This is a genomic window from Pseudomonas sp. H1_D05 (assembly GCF_054682705.1).
In genome coordinates this window covers 2,340,335-2,359,844 of sequence record NZ_CP162825.1, presented here as the reverse complement: position 1 = coordinate 2,359,844, position 19,510 = coordinate 2,340,335, and the positions used below count along the sequence as shown (strand labels likewise).

20 protein-coding genes are annotated in these 19,510 nt (G+C 61.6%); 17 read left to right on the top strand and 3 right to left on the bottom strand.

The features are described from left to right. The first annotated feature begins 13 nt into the window (after positions 1-13). From AB4O11_RS10715 to AB4O11_RS10645, 15 genes are read left to right on the top strand one after another with little or no spacing between them, the layout of a single operon-like run. Positions 14-748, top strand: coding sequence for a glycosyltransferase family 2 protein (locus AB4O11_RS10715; RefSeq protein ID WP_116255747.1), 735 nt, complete (start codon positions 14-16; stop codon positions 746-748). Beyond that, positions 745-1,692: an LpxL/LpxP family acyltransferase gene (locus AB4O11_RS10710; protein WP_093430100.1), complete on the top strand. Its 948-nt coding sequence runs from the start codon at positions 745-747 to the stop codon at positions 1,690-1,692. The genes AB4O11_RS10715 and AB4O11_RS10710 overlap by 4 nt, the downstream gene beginning before the upstream one ends. Next, positions 1,673-3,217, top strand: coding sequence for an HAL/PAL/TAL family ammonia-lyase (locus tag AB4O11_RS10705; RefSeq protein WP_186621263.1), 1,545 nt, complete (start codon positions 1,673-1,675; stop codon positions 3,215-3,217). The genes AB4O11_RS10710 and AB4O11_RS10705 overlap by 20 nt, the downstream gene beginning before the upstream one ends. Then, a complete protein-coding gene (locus tag AB4O11_RS10700; protein WP_095047227.1) occupies positions 3,210-3,635 on the top strand; it encodes an acyl-CoA thioesterase in 426 nt (141 codons plus the stop codon). The genes AB4O11_RS10705 and AB4O11_RS10700 overlap by 8 nt, the downstream gene beginning before the upstream one ends. Beyond that, on the top strand, positions 3,632-4,234 hold the full coding sequence (locus tag AB4O11_RS10695; protein WP_099757791.1) for an outer membrane lipoprotein carrier protein LolA: 603 nt from the start codon (positions 3,632-3,634) through the stop codon (positions 4,232-4,234). Before AB4O11_RS10700 ends, AB4O11_RS10695 begins: the two co-directional genes overlap by 4 nt. After that, on the top strand, positions 4,218-6,557 hold the full coding sequence (locus AB4O11_RS10690) for an MMPL family transporter (protein WP_460130616.1): 2,340 nt from the start codon (positions 4,218-4,220) through the stop codon (positions 6,555-6,557). The genes AB4O11_RS10695 and AB4O11_RS10690 overlap by 17 nt, the downstream gene beginning before the upstream one ends. Then, on the top strand, positions 6,554-7,717 hold the full coding sequence (locus AB4O11_RS10685; protein ID WP_460130615.1) for a cation:proton antiporter: 1,164 nt from the start codon (positions 6,554-6,556) through the stop codon (positions 7,715-7,717). Before AB4O11_RS10690 ends, AB4O11_RS10685 begins: the two co-directional genes overlap by 4 nt. Further along, positions 7,704-8,951, top strand: coding sequence for an NAD(P)/FAD-dependent oxidoreductase (locus AB4O11_RS10680; protein ID WP_257356872.1), 1,248 nt, complete (start codon positions 7,704-7,706; stop codon positions 8,949-8,951). Before AB4O11_RS10685 ends, AB4O11_RS10680 begins: the two co-directional genes overlap by 14 nt. After that, a complete protein-coding gene (locus AB4O11_RS10675; RefSeq protein ID WP_460130614.1) occupies positions 8,948-9,673 on the top strand; it encodes a class I SAM-dependent methyltransferase in 726 nt (241 codons plus the stop codon). The genes AB4O11_RS10680 and AB4O11_RS10675 overlap by 4 nt, the downstream gene beginning before the upstream one ends. Continuing rightward, positions 9,673-10,269, top strand: a complete 597-nt coding sequence (locus AB4O11_RS10670) for a hypothetical protein (protein WP_460130613.1) — start codon at positions 9,673-9,675, stop codon at positions 10,267-10,269. Before AB4O11_RS10675 ends, AB4O11_RS10670 begins: the two co-directional genes overlap by 1 nt. Beyond that, entirely contained in the window at positions 10,266-11,462 is a 1,197-nt protein-coding gene (locus tag AB4O11_RS10665) for a beta-ketoacyl-[acyl-carrier-protein] synthase family protein (RefSeq protein WP_257356869.1), read from the top strand. The genes AB4O11_RS10670 and AB4O11_RS10665 overlap by 4 nt, the downstream gene beginning before the upstream one ends. Beyond that, entirely contained in the window at positions 11,459-11,923 is a 465-nt protein-coding gene (locus AB4O11_RS10660; protein ID WP_257356868.1) for a hotdog family protein, read from the top strand. Before AB4O11_RS10665 ends, AB4O11_RS10660 begins: the two co-directional genes overlap by 4 nt. Continuing rightward, complete coding sequence (gene fabG, locus AB4O11_RS10655; protein ID WP_099757785.1) at positions 11,916-12,644, top strand: 3-oxoacyl-ACP reductase FabG; 729 nt, start codon at positions 11,916-11,918, stop codon at positions 12,642-12,644. The genes AB4O11_RS10660 and fabG overlap by 8 nt, the downstream gene beginning before the upstream one ends. Continuing rightward, a complete protein-coding gene (locus AB4O11_RS10650; RefSeq protein WP_093430089.1) occupies positions 12,644-13,870 on the top strand; it encodes a beta-ketoacyl-ACP synthase in 1,227 nt (408 codons plus the stop codon). The genes fabG and AB4O11_RS10650 overlap by 1 nt, the downstream gene beginning before the upstream one ends. 25 nt (positions 13,871-13,895) lie before the next feature. Next, positions 13,896-14,699 (top strand): hypothetical protein, encoded by an 804-nt coding sequence (locus AB4O11_RS10645; protein WP_093430088.1) that lies wholly within the window; start codon positions 13,896-13,898, stop codon positions 14,697-14,699. Between the two features lie 110 nt (positions 14,700-14,809). Here AB4O11_RS10645 and AB4O11_RS10640 read toward each other — a convergent pair whose 3' ends face one another. Further along, complete coding sequence (locus AB4O11_RS10640; protein WP_460130612.1) at positions 14,810-15,013, bottom strand: helix-turn-helix domain-containing transcriptional regulator; 204 nt, start codon at positions 15,011-15,013, stop codon at positions 14,810-14,812. Positions 15,014-15,308: 295 nt separating this feature from the next. Here AB4O11_RS10640 and AB4O11_RS10635 point away from each other — a divergent pair, with 295 nt between their 5' ends. Continuing rightward, the gene (locus AB4O11_RS10635) at positions 15,309-15,746 is read left to right on the top strand and encodes an excinuclease (protein WP_093430086.1); all 438 of its coding nucleotides are present in this window, start codon (positions 15,309-15,311) and stop codon (positions 15,744-15,746) included. Positions 15,747-15,850: 104 nt separating this feature from the next. On the opposite strand, the gene AB4O11_RS10630 is transcribed toward AB4O11_RS10635, so the two are convergent. Then, complete coding sequence (locus AB4O11_RS10630) at positions 15,851-16,753, bottom strand: LysR family transcriptional regulator (protein WP_460089584.1); 903 nt, start codon at positions 16,751-16,753, stop codon at positions 15,851-15,853. A gap of 118 nt (positions 16,754-16,871) precedes the next feature. Here AB4O11_RS10630 and AB4O11_RS10625 point away from each other — a divergent pair, with 118 nt between their 5' ends. Further along, positions 16,872-18,146, top strand: a complete 1,275-nt coding sequence (locus AB4O11_RS10625; protein ID WP_460130610.1) for an MFS transporter — start codon at positions 16,872-16,874, stop codon at positions 18,144-18,146. A 177-nt stretch (positions 18,147-18,323) separates the two neighbouring features. Here the strand turns inward: AB4O11_RS10625 and hemE are convergent, their stop codons facing one another. Beyond that, positions 18,324-19,391 (bottom strand): uroporphyrinogen decarboxylase, encoded by a 1,068-nt coding sequence (gene hemE, locus AB4O11_RS10620; protein ID WP_460130609.1) that lies wholly within the window; start codon positions 19,389-19,391, stop codon positions 18,324-18,326. Between the last annotated feature and the right edge of the window lie 119 nt (positions 19,392-19,510).

Genomic DNA, 19,510 nt, shown 5'->3' with positions numbered 1-19,510 from the left:
GTGGAGAAAACGTATGCATAACCCTTGCGCCGTGATCCCGGTTTATAACCACGAAACTGCGATCGGCACCGTGGTCGAGGCTCTGCTCGCGCAAAGCCTGCCGTGCATTCTGGTGGACGACGCCAGCACGCCATCTTGCGCCAGAGTGCTCGACGCACTGGCCGAGCGCGACAACGTGCATCTGGTACGCCTGACCGCGAATCAGGGCAAGGGCGGCGCGGTGATGACCGGTTTGCGCGAAGCCTCGTTATTGGGTTTCAGCCATGCGCTGCAGGTCGATGCCGACGGCCAGCACGACTTGCACGATGTGGAGCGTTTTGTCGCCGAGTCTCGCGCTCATCCCGAGGCGATGATCTGCGGTTATCCGCTGTTCGACGAAAGCGTGCCGAAAGGTCGTTTGTACGCGCGCTACCTGACCCACGTGATGGTCTGGATCAACACGCTGTCGCTGCAGATCCGCGATTCAATGTGTGGTTTCCGCGTCTATCCGCTGGCCCCGACGCTGGCGGTGATCGATTCGGCGAAAGTCGGCAAGCGCATGGATTTCGACTCGGACATTCTCGTGCGCCTGTCGTGGCGCAATCAGCCGATGCGCTGGCTGCAAACCAGCGTGCATTATCCGCTGGACGGTGTGTCGCACTTCCGTCTGTTCCATGACAACGCACTGATTTCCAGCATGCACACGCGGCTGTTTCTCGGCATGTTGCTGCGCTTCCCGGTGATCCTCTGGCGGCGGTGGCGCGCATGAGCGGTGAAGCCGACAAGCAGCACTGGGCCGACCGCGAAGAACGCGGCAGCTTTCTGTTGATGAAATTCACCGCGTTCGCCGCCAAGGTCCTTGGCCGACGCCTGCTCAGTCCGTTGCTGTACGGCATCGTCCTGTACTTTTTCCTCTTCGGCCGCACCGCACGGCGCAGCGCCTGGCAATATCAGCAGCGTTTGGCGGCGTGGAGTCAGCGCGAAGATTTACACCCCACTCATTGGCGGGTGTTCGGTCAGTTCATGGCATTCGCCGATTCGATGCTCGACAAGCTCGACGTGTGGAACGGCAAGCTGCGCATCGAACAGATCGAAATCATCGACCCGGCCCTGCTGCGCAATCAGCTGCGCGGCAGTCGCGGACAACTGCTGGTCGGCGCGCACCTGGGCAATCTGGAAGTCTGTCGCGCACTGGCGGAAATCGGCGAAAAGGTCACCATGAACGTGCTGGTGCACACCAAGCACGCCGAACAATTCAACCGTTTGCTGGGTGAGGCTGGGGCGACCAATCTGCGCCTGATTCAAGTCAGCGAACTGGACCCGGTGATCATGCTGCAACTGCACGAACGCCTGGAGCGCGGTGAGTGGCTGGCGATTGCCGGCGACCGCGTCCCCCTGCATGGCGGGCGCAGCGTAACCGTGGACTTTCTCGGCCATCCGGCGCCGTTCCCGCAAGGCCCGTGGCTGCTCGCCGGCCTGCTCAAATGCCCGGTCAATCTGCTGATGTGCCTCAAGCAACCGGACGGTCACTATCGCCTGACTCTCGAGCCCTTCGCCGACGCCGTGGTGTGGAAGCGCAGCGAGCGCGAGCAGGTCATTCATCAGTGGGCCACCCGCTATGCGCAGCGCCTGAGTCACTATTGCCTCGAAGCGCCGCAACAATGGTTCAACTTTTACCCTTTCTGGAAGACCGATGACGACGCCAACCCATGAGCCGGTAACCTTCGGCGAACGCCCTTTGCGCATCGAAGACGTGCTGGCCCTGGCCAACCGTCAGGCGCCCGTGCAGTTGCAGAGCGACGCCGACTATCGCGAGCGCATCGCCAAGGGCGCGCGGTTCCTCGATTCGCTGCTGGACAAGGAAGGCGTGATCTACGGCGTAACCACCGGTTACGGCGACTCCTGCGTGGTCGCGGTGCCGCTGCATCACGTAGAGGCGCTGCCGCGTCACCTCTACACCTTCCACGGTTGCGGGCTGGGTAAACTGCTCGACGCGCAAGCCACCCGCGCGGTGTTGGCGGCGCGTCTGCAGTCGTTGTGTCACGGCGTCTCCGGGGTGCGCGTGGAATTGCTGGAGCGTCTGCACGCGTTCCTCGAATACGACATCCTGCCGCTGATCCCTGAAGAAGGCTCGGTCGGCGCCAGCGGTGATCTGACGCCGCTGTCCTACGTCGCCGCAACGCTGTCCGGTGAACGTGAAGTAATGTTCCGTAGCGAACGTCGCCAGTCTGCCGATGTGCATCGTGAACTCGGCTGGACACCGCTGGTGCTGCGCCCGAAAGAAGCGCTGGCGCTGATGAACGGCACCGCCGTAATGACCGGTCTCGCCTGCCTCGCTTTCGCCCGTGCCGACTATCTGTTGCAACTGGCCACGCGCATCACCGCGCTCAATGTGGTCGCGCTGCAAGGCAATCCGGAGCACTTCGACGAACGTCTGTTCGCCGCCAAACCACATCCGGGGCAAATGCAGGTCGCCGCGTGGCTGCGCAAGGATCTGGCGATCGACGCGCCGACCGCGCCGCTGCATCGCCTGCAGGATCGCTACTCGCTGCGCTGCGCCCCGCACGTGCTCGGCGTATTGGCCGATAGCCTGAACTGGCTGCGTTCATTCATCGAAACCGAACTGAACAGCGCCAACGACAACCCGATCATCGACGCCGAAGCCGAGCGCGTGCTGCACGGTGGGCACTTCTACGGCGGGCATATCGCGTTCGCCATGGACAGCCTGAAAAATCTGGTGGCCAACGTCGCCGATCTGCTCGATCGGCAACTCGCCTTGCTGGTGGATGAGCGTTACAACCACGGTCTGCCGAGCAACCTCTCCGGTGCTCCGGCGGATCGCGCCATGATCAATCATGGCTTCAAAGCCGTGCAGATCGGCACCAGCGCCTGGACCGCCGAAGCATTGAAAAACACCATGCCGGCCAGCGTGTTCTCGCGCTCCACCGAGTGCCACAACCAGGACAAAGTCAGCATGGGCACCATCGCCGCCCGCGATGCGATCCGCGTGCTGGAGCTGACCGAGCAAGTCGCCGCCGCCACCCTGCTCGCCGCCAACCAAGGCGTGTGGCTGCGCGCTCAGGCCGAAGACGCGCGACCGTTGCCGCCATCGCTGGCGGCGATGCACGTAGAACTGGCCAAGGATTTCCCGCCGGTGATCGAAGACCGCGCCCTGGAAGGCGAGCTGCGTCTGTGCCTGCAACGCATCGCCGCGCAACACTGGAGGCTGCATGCGTAGCGCCGGAGTGCTTCACGCCGACACGGAAATCCTCGTACCGTTTTTCGACGTCGACACCATGCACGTCGTCTGGCACGGCCATTACGTCAAATACCTCGAAGTGGCGCGTTGCGCGCTGCTCGACAAGATCGGCCACAACTACACGCACATGGTCGAGGCCGGTTATGCCTGGCCGATCATCGACCTGCAACTGCGCTACGTGCGTGGCGCGGTGTTCGGTCAGCGCCTGAATGTGCGCGCCAGTCTGGTCGAATGGGAAAACCGTCTGAAGATCAATTACCTGATCACCGACCTGCACAGCGGCGAACGCCTCACCCGTGCCAGCTCGGTGCAAGTGGCAGTGGAAGTCAGCAGCCGCGAGATGCAACTGGCTTCGCCGAAGGTCTTCACCGATGCCGTGGAAAGGATGCTGCGATGAATGCTTTTGTTAAAGGCTTGAGTGTACTGGCGCTACTGGTGATGTCCTCTCTGGCCAACGCCTTCGACCTGCAACAACTGAGCGAGCAACTGGCGAAACCGGACGTGATCCACGGTCAGTTCATTCAGGAAAAACACCTGCGTGCATTACCGCAGCCGCTGATCAGCAAGGGCAGTTTTGTTCTGGCGAAAAACCACGGCCTGCTCTGGCTGCTGAAGACCCCGCTGCAACAGGACTACCGCATCACCGCCAAGGGCATCGCCCGGCGTGACGGCAACGGCTGGCAACTGCTGCCGAACAAGAGCGCCGGGGCCGAGCAGAACCGCTTGTTCCTCGCCGTGCTGCAAGGCGACAGCAGTGGCCTGCAGCGCGATTTCGAACTGGCCCTGAGCGGCGATGCACAGCAGTGGAAACTCACGCTGACCCCGCGCTCGCTGCTGCTCAAGCAAGTGTTCAACCAGATCAATATCGACGGCGGCACGCTGGTGCAAACCATCGAACTGCTGGAAACCCAGGGCGACAGCACCGTGCTGCGCATGCAGGACAGCACCGCCGGGCAACCGTTGAACGACGCGGAGCAACATGACTTTGCCGAGTGAACGCAGGCTGCCCTGGCTGTTTCTGATTCTGCTGCTGGCGGTCGTCGCTCTGGCCGGTTGGCAGTGGCGTGACGGTGCGCCATTGTCGGCGAACCTGATGGAACTGGTGCCCGGCACCCACCCCGATGCCCTCGAACAGCGCGCCGAGCAGCGCATGCAGGAACCGCTCAACCGCGAAATGCTGGTGCTGGTCGGCCACGCCGATCGCCAGCACGCGGTGGCCATGGCGCAGACGCTGGGCGAGCAATGGCAGGCCAGCGGTCTGTTCGAGAAAGTGCAGTGGAACCTGCAGGCGGATCTGCCAGCGCTGCGCACGCAACTGCTGCAAGGGCGACTGGCGATGCTCTCGGCGGATGACCGGCAACTGCTGATCGAACACCCCGACGCATTCATTCAACAACGCGTGCAGGCCCTGTTCGATCCGTTCAGCGGTTTCAGTCTGGTGCCGAGTCAGGATGACTGGCTGGGCCTGACCGGGCGCATTCAGAACAGCCAGCCGCAGCACGGTTCGGTGCAACTGGACATCGGCAGCGGCGCGTTGATTGCCGATGCGGACGGCAAGAGCTGGGTGCTGCTGCGTGCACGCACCACCGGCAATGCTTTCGATATGAACTTGCCGCTGCAAGTCGCGGCACTGCTGCAAGCCAGCCGCGAGCAGGCGGCGAAATCCGACGTGCAATTGCTGGCCGCCAGCGGCTTGCTCTACGCGGCCAACGGTCAGCAGCAAGCCACGCGCGAAATGACCTGGGTCGGTGGTGGTGCGACGGTCGGCATTCTCTTGCTGCTGTTGCTCGCTTTCCGCCGCTGGCGCGTGTTGCTGGCGTTCGTGCCGGTGCTGGTCGGCATGTTGTTCGGCGCGGTGGCGTGTGTGGCGCTGTTCGGCCATATGCACGTGATGACGCTGGTGCTCGGCTCCAGCCTGATCGGCGTGGCCGTGGATTACCCACTGCACTATTTGTCGAAGAGCTGGAGCCTGAAGCCTTGGCGCAGTTGGCCGGCGTTGCGTTTGACGCTGTCCGGGCTGACCCTGAGCCTGATCACCAGCGCCATCGGTTATCTGGCACTGGCGTGGACGCCGTTCCCGGCGCTGACGCAAATCGCGGTGTTCTCCGCCGCTGGCTTGCTCGGTGCCTATTTGTCGGCGGTGTGCCTGTTGCCGGCGTTGCTGAAAAACGTCGAACTGCGCCCCGCGCAATGGCCGCTGCAGCTGGCCGAGCGCATGGTTGCGCTGCGTGAAAAACTGCTCGAGCACGTGCGCACGCCGGTGTTGCTGGCGCTGCTGATCGCCTTCTGCGTAGGCGGTCTAGTACAACTGCAAAGCAAGAATGACATTCGCCAATGGGTCGGCGCACCGCAACAGCTGACCGACGAAGCGCAGACCATCGCGCGCATCACCGGCTATCAGCCGACCAGCCAGTTTTTCCTCGTGCGCGCCGACAATCAGCAGCAATTGCTCGAGCGTCAGGCCGCGCTGAGCGAGCGTCTGCAGCAACTGGTCAACCTCGACAAGCTGCAAGGCTATCTGGCCCTCGATCAACTGCTCAGCCCGCCGAACCAGCAAGAACAGGTACGTCAGGCGCTGAACAAACTGCCGCAATACTGGCAGCCACTGCTCGACCTCGGCGTGCCGCTCGCCGCGCTGCAAACCGAACTACAGCAATTGCAGACCGTGCCCGCCGAAGACATCGACGCGGCTCTGGCCGGCCCGCTCGGCGAACCTTATCGCACGCTCTGGCTCGGCCCCAGCGAAGACGGCGTAGCGGCAATGACCAGCCTGCAAGGCCTGAACAACCCGGCACTGTTGCGCGTGCAGGCGCTGGATTTGCCGGGGGTGACGCTGGTCGATCGCCTCGGTGAGTTGAACGAGGTATTCGCCGCGACGCAGATCAGCGCCGCTGAACTGAAACTCGCTTCCTGCGCGTTGATCGTGCTGGTGCTGATGCTGCCGTTCGGTCTCGGCGGTGCGTTGCGCATCGTTGCCCTGCCGTTGCTCGCCGCGTTGTGCAGCCTCGCCAGTCTCGGCTGGCTCGGTCAGCCGCTGACCCTGTTCAGCCTGTTCGGCCTGCTGCTGGTCACAGCGATCAGCGTCGACTACGCGATTCTCATGCGCGAACAGGTCGGCGGTGCGGCGGTGAGCCTGCTCGGTACCTTGCTGGCCGCTGTGACGACATGGTTGTCGTTCGGTTTGCTGGCGGTTTCCAGCACCCCGGCGGTGAGCAACTTCGGGCTGTCGGTGAGCCTCGGTCTGGCGTTCAGTTTCCTGCTCGCACCGTGGGCCGGGCGCCACGAACACACGGCAGCCGTCGCGGAGCCAGCGGCATGATGGTCGCCGCTTTCTGGCTGCTGGCCCTGGCGTTGTTCGCTGTGGCCACGCGCATCGGGCGCCACTTCGGCCTGATCCCGATCGTCAGCCAATTGCTGCTGGCGAGCTTCGGCTTGCCGCTGCTGATGTACTTCTGGATCGAGCCGGACTGGCAGCTCAGCGGCGCGCAACTGATTGCGCCTGACCGGCTGAAAAACCTCTACAGCCTGAGTTTTGCCCTACTGCTCGGGCATATCCTCAGTGATGTGATCGATCTGAAACTCGATCGCCAGAGCGTGAAAATCGCCGTGCCGAGTTTCCTCGTGCCGTTTGCCTGTGGCCTGGCCGCTGCCTATTGGCTGCTGCCGGCGCAACCGTGGCTCAACTCGCTGGCCATCGGTCTGGTGTTCGCGATTACCGCGATCCCGGTGCTGTACCTGTATCTGCGCCACATCGATTATCCGCCCGCCGCCACTCGCCGGTTGGTGCAGACCGCGATCCTCATCGATCTGACCTGCTGGACGCTGTTCGGCCTCGCCCAGGGCAGCCTGCATCTGAGCAGTCTGCTGCTGCCGCTGGCTCTCGCCCTGGTGCCGTTACTGTTGCATCTGTTGCGTGCGCGTCGACCGCTGACCTATAGCCTCGGTTTCTTTGCGCTGTTGGTAATGGCCGAGCACTACAAACTCAACGCACTGATCTTCGGCATCGGCTACCTGCTATGCATGGCCGCGCTGAAAGTGCCGTTGGTACTGCCATTGCCGGCGCGCTGGATGAGCCGTTTGCAGACGTGGCTGGCGATCCCGCTGATTCTGACGTTCGGCATCGTCCAGATCGACGTGCACAGTGCGCTCTCCAGCCTTGGTCCGCTGCAATGGGCGGCGCTGCTGCTGTTGCCGATTGCCAGTAAACTGCTCGGCAACTGGCTCGGCCTCGGCTGGGCCGGCGCCTCGTTCGAAGGCGCCAGCCGCTGGCGCGAAAGTGTGCTGCTGAATATTCGCGGCCTGAGCGAAATCGTCTTTCTCAATCTGCTCTTGCAACAACAGCTCATCACCCCGGCGCTGTACTTCGCGCTGATGCTGATGGGCCTGATCGCGACGCTGCTACCGGCCCTGATCGGCCTGCATCGCGCGCCATTGAATCTGCAACATCCTTTGCCCCGGAGCTCACGTGCCAATCGTTGAAATGGAATCCCGTCAGGTCGTGATCATCGGCGCCGGTCCGTCCGGCGCCATCGCCGCCGCGCTGCTCAAGCGCAAGGGCCACGATGTACTGGTGATCGAGCGCCAGCACTTTCCGCGCTTTTCGATCGGTGAAAGCCTGCTCAGCCATTGTCTGGATTTCGTCGAAGAAGCCGGCATGCTCGACGCCGTCAATGCCGCCGGATTCCAGCGAAAGACCGGCGCCGCGTTCGCCTGGGGCGAGCGTTACAGCGCCTTCGATTTCGGTGACACCTTTACCGGCGGCAAACCGACCACGTTTCAGGTGCAGCGCGCCGATTTTGACAAACTGCTGGCTGATCAGGCGGCGCTGCAAGGCGCGGAAATCCGCTACGGTGACGCCATCGTCAGCGTCGATTTCGAGCGGACGAAACCGCAGCTGAATGTACGTCGCGAGGACGGCGGCGACTATCGCGTCGAAGCGGATTTCGTCCTTGATGCCAGCGGCTACGGTCGTGTGCTGTCGCGACTGCTGGATCTGGAAGCGCCGTCGAACTTCCCGGTGCGCCAAGCGGTGTTCACCCACGTCGAAGATCACATCGACAACCCGGCGTTCGACCGCGAGAAAATCCTCGTCACCACCCATCCAGAGCATCGCGATGTCTGGTTCTGGACGATCCCGTTCAGTAATGGACGCTGCTCGGTGGGCGTGGTCGCCGCCGAGGAACATTTCAAGGGTCGCGACAGCGATCTGGATGCCTGTCTGCGCAGCTTCATCGCCGAAACCCCGAGCCTCGCCGGCGTTCTGAACAATGCTGTGTGGGACACCCCTGCACGCACGCTCGGCGGTTACGCCGCCAACGTGAAAACCCTGCACGGGCCGGGCTTTGCCTTGCTCGGCAACGCGGCAGAATTTCTCGACCCGGTGTTCTCCTCCGGCGTGACCATCGCCATGCGCTCGGCGAGCATGGCCGCAGCGGTGCTGCACCGTCAGTTGCAAGGTGAAACGGTCGACTGGCAAGGCGAATTTGCCGAGCCACTCAAGCGCGGCGTCGACACCTTTCGCTGCTACGTCGAGGGCTGGTACGCCGGCACCTTTCAGGACGTGATTTTTTATGAAGACAGTCAGGCGGAAATCCGTCGGATGATCTGTTCGATCCTCGCCGGCTACGCCTGGGATGAACACAACCCGTTCGTCAGCGAAGCGCGTCGCCGCTTGAAGATGATTTCCGAACTCTGTGCAAAGGACGCCACATGAACTACTTGAGCGACAGCTACGTCGAGGAAACCCGCTTCGGTTTCTGGTTCCTGCGCAGCCACACCTGGCAGCACCATGTGTTGCGGGTGGCGATCAATGATTTGCGCGGTTTGTTCAGTGAAGCACTGCCGCCAAACCCGGTGTTGCTGGACGCCGGTTGTGGCCAGGGCAAGTCGTTCGCTCATCTGCGCCAGACCTTTGCGCCACAGCGCCTGATCGGCGTTGATGCCGACCCGCACAGCCTTGAATTGAGCGGCGCAGAAGCGGCGCGTCTGGATCTGGAGGTGGAACTGATCGGCAGTGACTGCGCGACGCTCAATGTGGCGGACGCCAGTGTTGATCTGCTGTTCTGCCATCAGACGTTCCATCATCTGGTCGAGCAGGAAAAAGCCCTCGCCGAGTTTTATCGAGTGCTGAAACCGGGTGGCTATCTACTGTTCGCCGAATCCACCGAGGCTTACATTGATACGTGGGTGATCCGCTGGTTGTTCCGTCATCCGATGCACGTGCAAAAGAGTGCGGCGCAGTATCTGCAGATGATTCGCGGCCAGGGTTTCGAATTTGGCGAGGGCAATGTTTCCTACCCGTATTTGTGGTGGAGCCGGTCGAAAGATTTTGGCTTGCTGGAACGGTTCGGGTTGCGCAAGCCGAAGCCGTTTGGCGAGCGCGAAGAGACGTTGGTCAACGTTGTCGCGCGCAAACCGCTTGAAGGTGATCGTTGATGCTACACATAACCTGTGGGAGCGAGCCTGCTCGCGAAAGCGGTGGGTCAGCCAACCTCTTTGTTGAATGTGCCGGCGCCTTCGCGAGCAGGCTCGCTCCCACAGTGTCCGCGGTGTGGCGATTTTTTGTGGTCGGCGTGATGCTTCTGTTGAGCGCCTGCGCCAGCCGGGCGCCGTTGCCTGCGGGCAATCCAACACTCCCGCTGCCTCTGCAACTGCACATCGAACGCCAACAAGCCGAACAACGCCAGGACTGGCTGCTGGTGATCCAGCGCGAAGGCCCGGGTATCCGCTGGTCGATGATGGACCCGCTGGGCATTCCCCAAGCGCGGCAGCAACTGATCGACGGCCACTGGCAGGCCGATGGGCTGCTGCCACCGAACCCGGAAGCCCGAGAGCTGTTTGCCGCGCTGTTGTTCGCCCTGACCCCGTCCGGCGAGCTGCTGCGCAATTACCCCGCCGCACTGCAACAGGGCCAGCAACGCGCCCTGCCGGCGCGCTGGGATATCCGTTATTCACAACCGTTGAGCTTCGAATTGAACCTGCCTCAAGGCCCGCACTACCGCGTTTCTCCGTTGGGTGAACCGACGCCATGACCGCTTACCTGAATGCCCTCGGCGTGATCTGCGCGCTGGGCCGCGACAAACAAGCCGTCGCGCGCAAGCTGTTCGCCGGCGACTGCTCAGGCATGCGCCGCGAGTCCGGCTGGGTGGCGGAGCGTGAGTTGCCCGTCGCGGCCGTCCAGGGTGAACTGGCGCCGATCCCGGCAGAACTCGCCGATCAGCGCAGCCGCAACAATCAGCTGCTGCTGGAAGCGGCGTTGCAGATTCGCGATGACATTGATCAAGCGATCCAGACCTACGGCCGCGACCGCATTGGTGTCGTGCTCGGCACCAGCACCTCGGGCATCGACGAGGCCAGCCGTGGTCTGGCGCACTACATCCGCGAACAGCAGTTCCCGGCGGAATACGATTATCGTCAACAGGAACTCGGCGCCCCGGCCAATTTCCTCGCCGACTGGCTGCAACTGAGCGGCCCGGCCTATGTGATTTCCACCGCTTGCACTTCCAGCGCCCGTGCCCTGATGAGCGCTCAGCGTTTGCTCGATCTGGGCCTGTGCGACGCGGTGCTGTGTGGCGGCGTCGACAGCCTGTGCAAACTGACCCTCAACGGTTTCTCGTCACTTGAAGCGATGTCCGACGAGCGCTGCAATCCGTTCTCGGCCAACCGCAGCGGCATCAATATCGGCGAAGCGGCGGTGCTGTTTGTCATGAGCAAACAACAGGGCAAAGGCCCGGCCATTGCCTTGCTCGGCGCCGGCGCCAGCTCCGACGCCCATCATATTTCTGCCCCTGAACCGACCGGGCGCGGCGCCCTGCAAGCGATGCAGAAAGCCTTGAGCCGCGCTCATCTGCAAGCAGCGCAGATCAACTACCTGAACCTGCACGGCACCGCTACCCAACACAACGACGCCATGGAAAGCCTGGCGGTTGCCGCGCTGTTCCCCGCAGGCGTGGCTTGTTCATCGACCAAGCCGATGACCGGCCACACCCTTGGCGCGGCCGGTGCGCTGGAAGCAGCGTTTTGCTGGTTGAGCCTGAGCACCGACAACCCCGACCACGCCTTGCCGCCACACGTCTGGGACGCTCAGCCCGATCCTGCGCTGCCACCGCTGAAGTGGGTGACCGCGAGCGAGCGCCTGACGTCCATTGCACCCCGCTACCTGATGAGCAACTCGTTTGCCTTCGGCGGCAACAACGTCAGCCTGATTATCGGAGACGCCCCATGATCCCCTGGCCGCTCGCCGAACTGCTGCCCCATGCGGGCGACATGATTCTGATCGACAGCATCACAAGTTTTGACGATGAGCAGATCTACACCCGTCTCACGGTCCAGCCTGATGGCCTGTTCAACCTGCCCGACGGCAGCCTGCCGGCCTGGGTCGGCATCGAACTGATGGCGCAGAGCGTCGCCGCATTTGCCGGTTGCCACGCGCGGCAGAAAGGCAATCCGGTGGAGCTGGGCTTTCTGCTCGGTACGCGCAAGTTCGAGTGCAACGTCGAAGCGTTTCCCGCCGGCAGCGAACTGACCATCCATGGTCTGCGTTCGCTGGAAGATGACAACGGCATGGGCGTCTTCGAATGCCATATCAACGGCGCCGGCATTCACGCCAGCGCACGCCTGAACGTGTTCCGTCCGCCTCAGGTCAATCAATATCTGCAACAGACACAGGAGTCGAACGATGACTGAATCCGTACTGGTCACCGGCTCCAGCCGTGGCATCGGCCGCGCCATTGCCTTGCGCCTCGCAAAGGCCGGGTACGACATCGTCCTGCACTGCCGCAGCGGCGTAGCCGAAGCGCAAGGCGTTCACGCAGAAATCGAAGCACTGGGGCGCAAGGCGCGCATCCTGCAATTCGACGTTGCCGATCGCGAAACCTGCAAAACCATTCTGGAAGCCGACGTCGAAAGCCACGGCGCCTATTACGGCGTGGTGTTGAATGCCGGGCTGACCCGCGATGGCGCATTTCCAGCTCTGAGTGACGACGATTGGGACGTGGTGTTGCGCACTAACCTTGACGGTTTCTACAACGTCCTGCACCCGGTGATGATGCCGATGATACGCCGCCGTGCCGCTGGTCGCATTGTCTGCATCACCTCGGTGTCGGGGCTGATCGGCAACCGTGGCCAGGTCAACTACAGCGCCTCCAAGGCCGGAGTGATCGGCGCGGCAAAGGCGTTGGCGATCGAGCTGGGCAAGCGCAAAATCACCGTTAACTGCGTCGCACCGGGCCTGATCGACACGGCGATGCTGGATGAAAACGTGCCGGTGGAAGAGTTGATGAAGATGATCCCCGCGCAACGCATGGGCACCCCGGAAGAGGTGGCCAGTGCGGTGAATTTCCTGATGTCGGCGGAAGCCTCGTACATCACCCGCCAGGTGCTGGCGGTCAACGGAGGCTTGTGCTGATGAAGCGCGTCGTCGTCACCGGCATGGCCGGCATCACCTCGCTGGGCAGCGACTGGCAGACCATCGCCGGCAACTTTGCGGCCAATCGCAGCGGCATCCGCCGGATGGACGAGTGGGATCGTTTCAGCGAACTCAACACGCGCCTGGCCGGGCCGATCGATGACTTTGCAGTGCCTGCGCACTGGACGCGCAAGCAACTGCGCAGCATGGGCCGGGTGTCGCGGCTGGCGGTCGGCGCAGCAGAAAAAGCCCTGGCTGACGCCGGTTTGCTCGGCGATGAATCGATCAAGGATGGGCGCATGGGCGTCGCTTGTGGTTCGTCCACCGGCAGCACCGACGAGATCAAAGCGTTCGGCAACATGCTGCTCAACTCGGTGGCCGAAGGACTCAACGCCAACTCCTACGTGCGGATGATGCCGCACACCACCGCCGCCAACATCAGCATCTTCTTTGGTCTCACCGGGCGGCTGATCCCGACGTCCAGCGCCTGCACCAGCGGCAGCCAGGGCATCGGTTACGCCTACGAGGCGATCAAATTCGGCCGCCTGCCGTTGATGCTCGCCGGCGGCGCCGAAGAGCTGTGCCCGACCGAAGCCATGGTCTTCGACGCGCTCTACGCCACCAGCCTGAAAAACGATGCGCCGCAGACCAGTCCACGCCCGTACGACAAGGGCCGCGATGGTCTGGTGATCGGTGAAGGCGGCGGCATGCTGGTCCTTGAAGAGCTGGAACATGCTCTGGCGCGCGGTGCGCATATCCACGCCGAGATCGTCGGTTTCGGCAGTAACGCCGACGGCCAGCACACCACACGCCCGGAACAAGTGACCATGCGCCGTGCCATGGAACTGGCGCTGGAAGACGCCGGCCTGACGCCGGAGGCCATCGGTTATGTAAATGGCCACGGCACCGCTACAGAACAGGGCGACATTGCCGAAACACTGGCGACCAGCAGTTTGTTCGGTGAACGCATGCCGATCAGCTCGCAGAAGAGTTTCCTCGGCCACACCCTCGGCGCCTGCGGCGCGCTGGAGTCGTGGTTCAGCATCGAGATGATGAACCGCGACCTGTACGTGCACACGTTCAACCTCGACGAGGTCGATCCGCACTGCGGCAAACTCGATTACCTGCGCGGCGAATTCCGCCAGATGCATCACGACTACGTGATGAACAACAATTTCGCTTTTGGTGGCGTCAACACCTCGTTGATTTTCCGCCGCTGGCACTGACCGCACCACGTTTGGAGTGAAGGGAATGACTCAGTTTCACCGCATCGCCGCTCTGTTGGCACTGGCTTTTGTGCTCGGCGGTTGCACCAGCAAACCGGTTTACAACGCCAAGGAAGAGTTCTCGCCCAACCTCGGCTTCACCCAGCAACAGATGAGCCGCGCCATCGTCACGGCGCTGAACGATCGCCAGTGGGTCGTGCAATCGGTGCGTCCGGGCATGATCAAAGCAGCGATCACCGTGCGCGGTCGCCATCACGCCGAAGTCGACATCCCGTTCACCCCGACTTCGTTTGAAATCGACTACCGCAGCAGCTACGGCCTCGATGCCAAGGACGGCAAGATCCACGGCAACTACAACCGCTGGGTCAATCGCCTGCGCGACAACGTGCTCAAAGAGCTGTCGATCAACCCGGACATCGAAGCCGTCAACAGCTTGGGCATCATCAAACAGGGCGCCGACGAGCCGACTTACCTGAGCTTCCGCGAAGGCGTTAAACGCGCCACCGACGCCGGCCTGCTCGACGGCAGCGTGAAGTTCTACCTGGCCGGCGAAACGCTGCCAAAACAGGTGCGCAAACTCGACACCGTGAGCAGCAGCCGCAAGACCAACGGCTCGAACAAATCCGACGAAGACGCCTGCTTCTGGGCCCTGCAATCGGCCTTGGCCACCCTGCAGAACGCTGCGAAAAAAGCTGACGCCAATGCGGTGATCAACATCGCCAGCGTCGACCAGCGCGACCTGTACAAGGACACCGAAAAATTCCAGTGCCGTGCCGGGCTGGTGGTGTCGAGCGTGGCGTTGCGCGGAGATTTGGCGCACGTGGATTGATGGGATTGTAGAAACGACAAAGGGCGCCATTCGGCGCCCTTTCACAAACAGGTTGGCTTGTCATCGCCGATTACCTGTCTGGCTCTGCGATGGCTGGTCACCCAGAATCCTCAGAGTCTCACAAGCCCCTTGCGGGAACATTTTGGGGCGTTGCCCAACATCCTGAGGCGGGCACGGGCAATCGTCCCATGCACTTTGGCGATGAACCGAAGATCTCCCCCTGCTTCATCCAGGCAAATCTCAAGATAGGCCACCAAGTCCTCTTCAGTTTTCAAATAATCGATTGAGTCCCAGTTCGTGAATTTTTCGATCATGTTTTTTCTTGATGATTTCTGGCGTTAAGAAAATTAACGTCCTTAGGTTATTCACACAAGGCACTCACTTCTGAAGTTTTCGTAGGGAATGCACTGACCTTGTGTAGTCCAGATCGCAATCACCTCAAATCCGCGATCAAGCGAAGATAAATTTTCTCGCCACAAGGGCACCATTCGGCGCCCTGCTCATTTCAGCTCTACACTCGTCCGGACAGGCCGTCGCACCGCGCCTGATGGAACGGCGAGCCTATCAGCCCTGCACTCGCGGTTCTCTTTCACCGTCAAGGAGATGACCATGCAAGTGAAAGCCCTGATCGCCGCTGCGCTTCTCGCGCTACTGCCCAGCGCCAGCCAAGCCACCAACCTGATGTACATGCCCTTCGAAACCGTGCTGTCGGACGCGATTCGCGCCGGACGGCTGGATGGCAGTGTGAAGTTCTATTTGCTCGGCAATGGGCCGCAGGGCACTCAGCAGTTACTGCGCCGGGGGGTGGTCAGTGATTTGAAGACCAATGGGTTCAACAAGAGCGACCACAACTCCTGCGAGTGGGTGTTGCAGTCGAATCTGATCAAGCTGCAGGCCGATGCCAAGCGGGTCGGGGCGAATGCAGTGGTCAATATCGTCAGTTACTACGACCAGCATGTGCGCAAGGACTTGAATACCTACGAGTGCCGGGCGGGGATTTTTGTCACGCGGGTGGCGTTGAAGGGGGATTTGGTGCGGTTGCCATGAACATTGTGTTGATTGAGCGGACGTCTTCGCGAGCAGGCTCGCTCCCACCTTGGAATGCGTTCCCCTGTGGGAGTGAGCCTGCTCGCGATTTGATTGCGCAGCAATCACGCCTTTGAAGGTTCGACCTTTTGCGTGAGCAGGTCGACGAACGCCTTGGCCATTGGCGACTTCTGATCCTTGCGCTGCACCAGCCACACCGCCGACACCGCTTCCGGATCGAGCAACGGGCGGTAGACCACGCCGTCGATACGCATCCGCTGATAAGACGCCGGCAGCACCGAAACCCCCAGCCCCGCTGCGACCAGACCGATGATGGTCATGGCTTCCCCCGCCTCTTGGGCGAAATGCGGGCTGAACCCGGCATCACGCGCCAGGCTCAGCAATTGTGCATACAGCCCGCTGCCGTAGCTGCGCGGAAAGAACACGAACGGCTCCAGCGCCAGCGCCGAGAGGAACAAGCCCTCCTCCGATCCCTGGGCCAGTGGATGCTTGGAACCGAGCACGGCGACCAGCGGCTCACGCATCAACTCCACCACACTCAGCGAATCGGGCAAACCCAGCGGGCGCATGATGCCAACCTCTATCGACTCATCCACCAAACCCTCGGCGACTTGCGTGCTGCTCATCTCCCGCAGATTGAGGTGCACCGCTGGAAAACGCTGGCGAAAGGAAAAAATCGCCTGGGGAATGGTCGAGTTGAACGGTGCCGACGAGGTGAAGCCAATCTTCAACTCACCCAGCTCACCGAGTTGCGCACGTCGGGCAACATCCGCCGCTTTATCAACCTGCGCCAGCACCAACCGCGCCTCCTCCAGAAACAATCGCCCGGCCTCACTCAGCTCGACCCGACGATTAGTCCGTTCGAACAGTCGCGCGCCTACCTCTTGCTCCAGCGCCTGAATCTGCTGGCTCAGTGGTGGCTGAGAAATCCCCAGCACTTGTGCGGCACGGCCAAAATGCAGCTCTTCGGCAACGGCGATGAAGTAGCGCAGATGACGCAATTCCATGGAAACCTCATTAGGTCGTTAAAGCTATCAAACAGGTCGAACAATATATTGGATAGAAACATTAGCCAGCTATATGATTTTTTCATTGCCTGCCTGGCCGTGCCCTCCGAGGTCTGAAGTGAAAACTGCTGTCGCGCCCCTTGCCCATGAAGTCCCGCCCGCCGCTGCGGACGATGTCGTCGCCGAGCTGCAAGAGATCTACATCGAAAAAGGCACGCCGATGTTCATGCGCACGGTGCTGGCGCTGTTCAGCGGCGGTTTTGCGACGTTTGCCCTGCTGTATTGCGTGCAGCCAATGATGCCGCTGTTGTCCCAAGAATACGGAATCAACGCCGCGCAGAGCAGCCTGATCCTCTCGGTGGCCACCGGCATGCTCGCCATCGGCCTGCTGATCACCGGGCCGATTTCCGATCGGGTCGGGCGCAAACCGGTGATGGTGACTGCGCTGTTCGCAGCAGCGCTGTGCACCATGGCCAGCGCGATGATGCCGAGCTGGGAAGGCGTGCTGATCATGCGTGCGCTGATCGGGCTATCACTGAGCGGGCTGGCGGCGGTGGCAATGACTTATCTGAGCGAAGAGATTCATCCACAGCACATCGGCCTGGCGATGGGGTTGTACATCGGCGGCAACGCGATTGGCGGGATGAGCGGGCGCTTGATCACCGGAGTACTGATCGACTTTGTCAGCTGGCACACGGCGATGCTGGTGATCGGCGGTCTGGCGATGATTGCCGCAGCGGTGTTCTGGAAGATCCTTCCGGAGTCGCGCAACTTCCGTTCGCGCTCACTGCACCCACGCAGTTTGCTCGACGGTTTCACCATGCACTTTCGTGATGCCGGTCTGCCGCTGCTGTTTCTTGAGGCGTTCGTGCTGATGGGCGCGTTCGTCACGCTGTTCAACTACATCGGCTATCGCTTGCTGGCCGCACCGTACAACCTCGATCAGGTGTTCGTGGGCTTGCTGTCGGTGGTGTATCTGTCGGGGATCTACAGCTCGGCGAAGATTGGCTCGCTGGCAGACAAACTGGGGCGACGCAAAGTGCTGTGGGCGACCATTGTGCTGATGTTTGCGGGTCTAGCGTTGACGATGTTTACGCCGTTGTTGCTGGTGATCATCGGCATGCTGATTTTCACCTTTGGCTTCTTTGGCGCGCATTCGGTGGCTAGTAGCTGGATCGGTCGACGCGCGACGAAGGCAAAGGGGCAGGCCTCGTCGTTGTACCTGTTCAGCTATTACGCAGGATCGAGCATTGCAGGCACGGCGGGCGGGGTGTTCTGGCATCTCGGCGGCTGGAATGGCATAGGCCTGTTTATTGGTGCGCTGTTGCTGATTGCGCTGCTGGTGGCGTTGAAGCTGGCGAAGTTGCCGCCGTTGCAGGGTGTTAAGGCCTGAGACAAAACCCATGTGAGAGCGAGCCTGCTCGCGAAGGCGTTTTGTCAGTTGATGCAAAGTTTGCTGATCCACCGCTATCGCGAGCAGGCTCACTCCTACAATTGATCTGCGTACAACGTTGAATCGTGGAAACAAAAACGCCCGGCATTTAGCCGGGCGTTTTTTATGGTGTGGCGATCACTCGTGATACTGCGCCGACAATTCATGCACCGCCCGCAGGAACGCACCGGCATGTTCCGGATCAACCTCAGGCGTGATGCCGTGACCCAGGTTGAACACATGGCCACTGCCCTTGCCATAGCTGGCCAGAATGCGTCCGACTTCAGTGCGGATCGCTTCCGGTTTGGCGTAGAGCACGGTTGGGTCCATGTTGCCTTGCAGTGCAACCTTGTCACCAACACGGGCGCGGGCGTTGCCGATGTCGCAGGTCCAGTCCAGGCCCAGTGCGTCGGCACCAGCCTCGGCGATGCTTTCCAGCCACAGGCCGCCGTTTTTGGTGAAGAGGATCACCGGCACCTTGCGACCGTCGTGTTCGCGGATCAGGCCGCTGACGATTTTCTTCATGTAGGCCAGCGAGAACTCCTGATACGCCGCCGCCGACAGGTTGCCGCCCCAGGTGTCGAAAATCTGCACCGCTTGTGCACCGGCCATGATCTGGCCGTTGAGGTACGCGGTCACCGATTGCGCCAGTTTATCCAGCAGCAGGTGCATGGCTTGCGGGTTGTCGTAGAGCATCGCCTTGGTCTTGCGGAAGTCTTTCGACGAACCGCCTTCAACCATGTAGGTCGCCAGGGTCCACGGGCTGCCGGAGAAACCGATCAACGGCACACGGCCGTTCAGCTCGCGACGGATGGTGCTGACTGCGTCCATTACATAGCCGAGGTCTTTGTGCGGATCAGGGATTGGCAAGGCTTCGATGTCAGCGAGGGTGCTGACGACTTTCTTGAAGCGCGGACCTTCACCGGTCTCGAAGTACAGGCCTTGGCCCATGGCATCAGGGATGGTGAGGATGTCAGAAAACAGGATCGCCGCGTCCAGTTGTGGATAACGGTCGAGCGGTTGCATGGTGACTTCGCAGGCGAATTCCGGATTCATGCACAGGCTCATGAAATCACCGGCCTGGGCGCGGCTGGCGCGGTATTCCGGCAGGTAGCGGCCGGCCTGGCGCATCATCCACACCGGGGTGACGTCAACGGGTTGCTTGAGCAGGGCGCGGAGGAAACGGTCGTTCTTCAGGGCAGTCATGTCGGCATCCGGAAAAAAAGTGCGGGCATTTTCTCAGAGCGCGGCGCAAAAGGCACGGATGCAGGTCAGCCTTTTGTCTATCGGGTCAATTTATTGCGCTGGAAACGCGTTATCAGCAA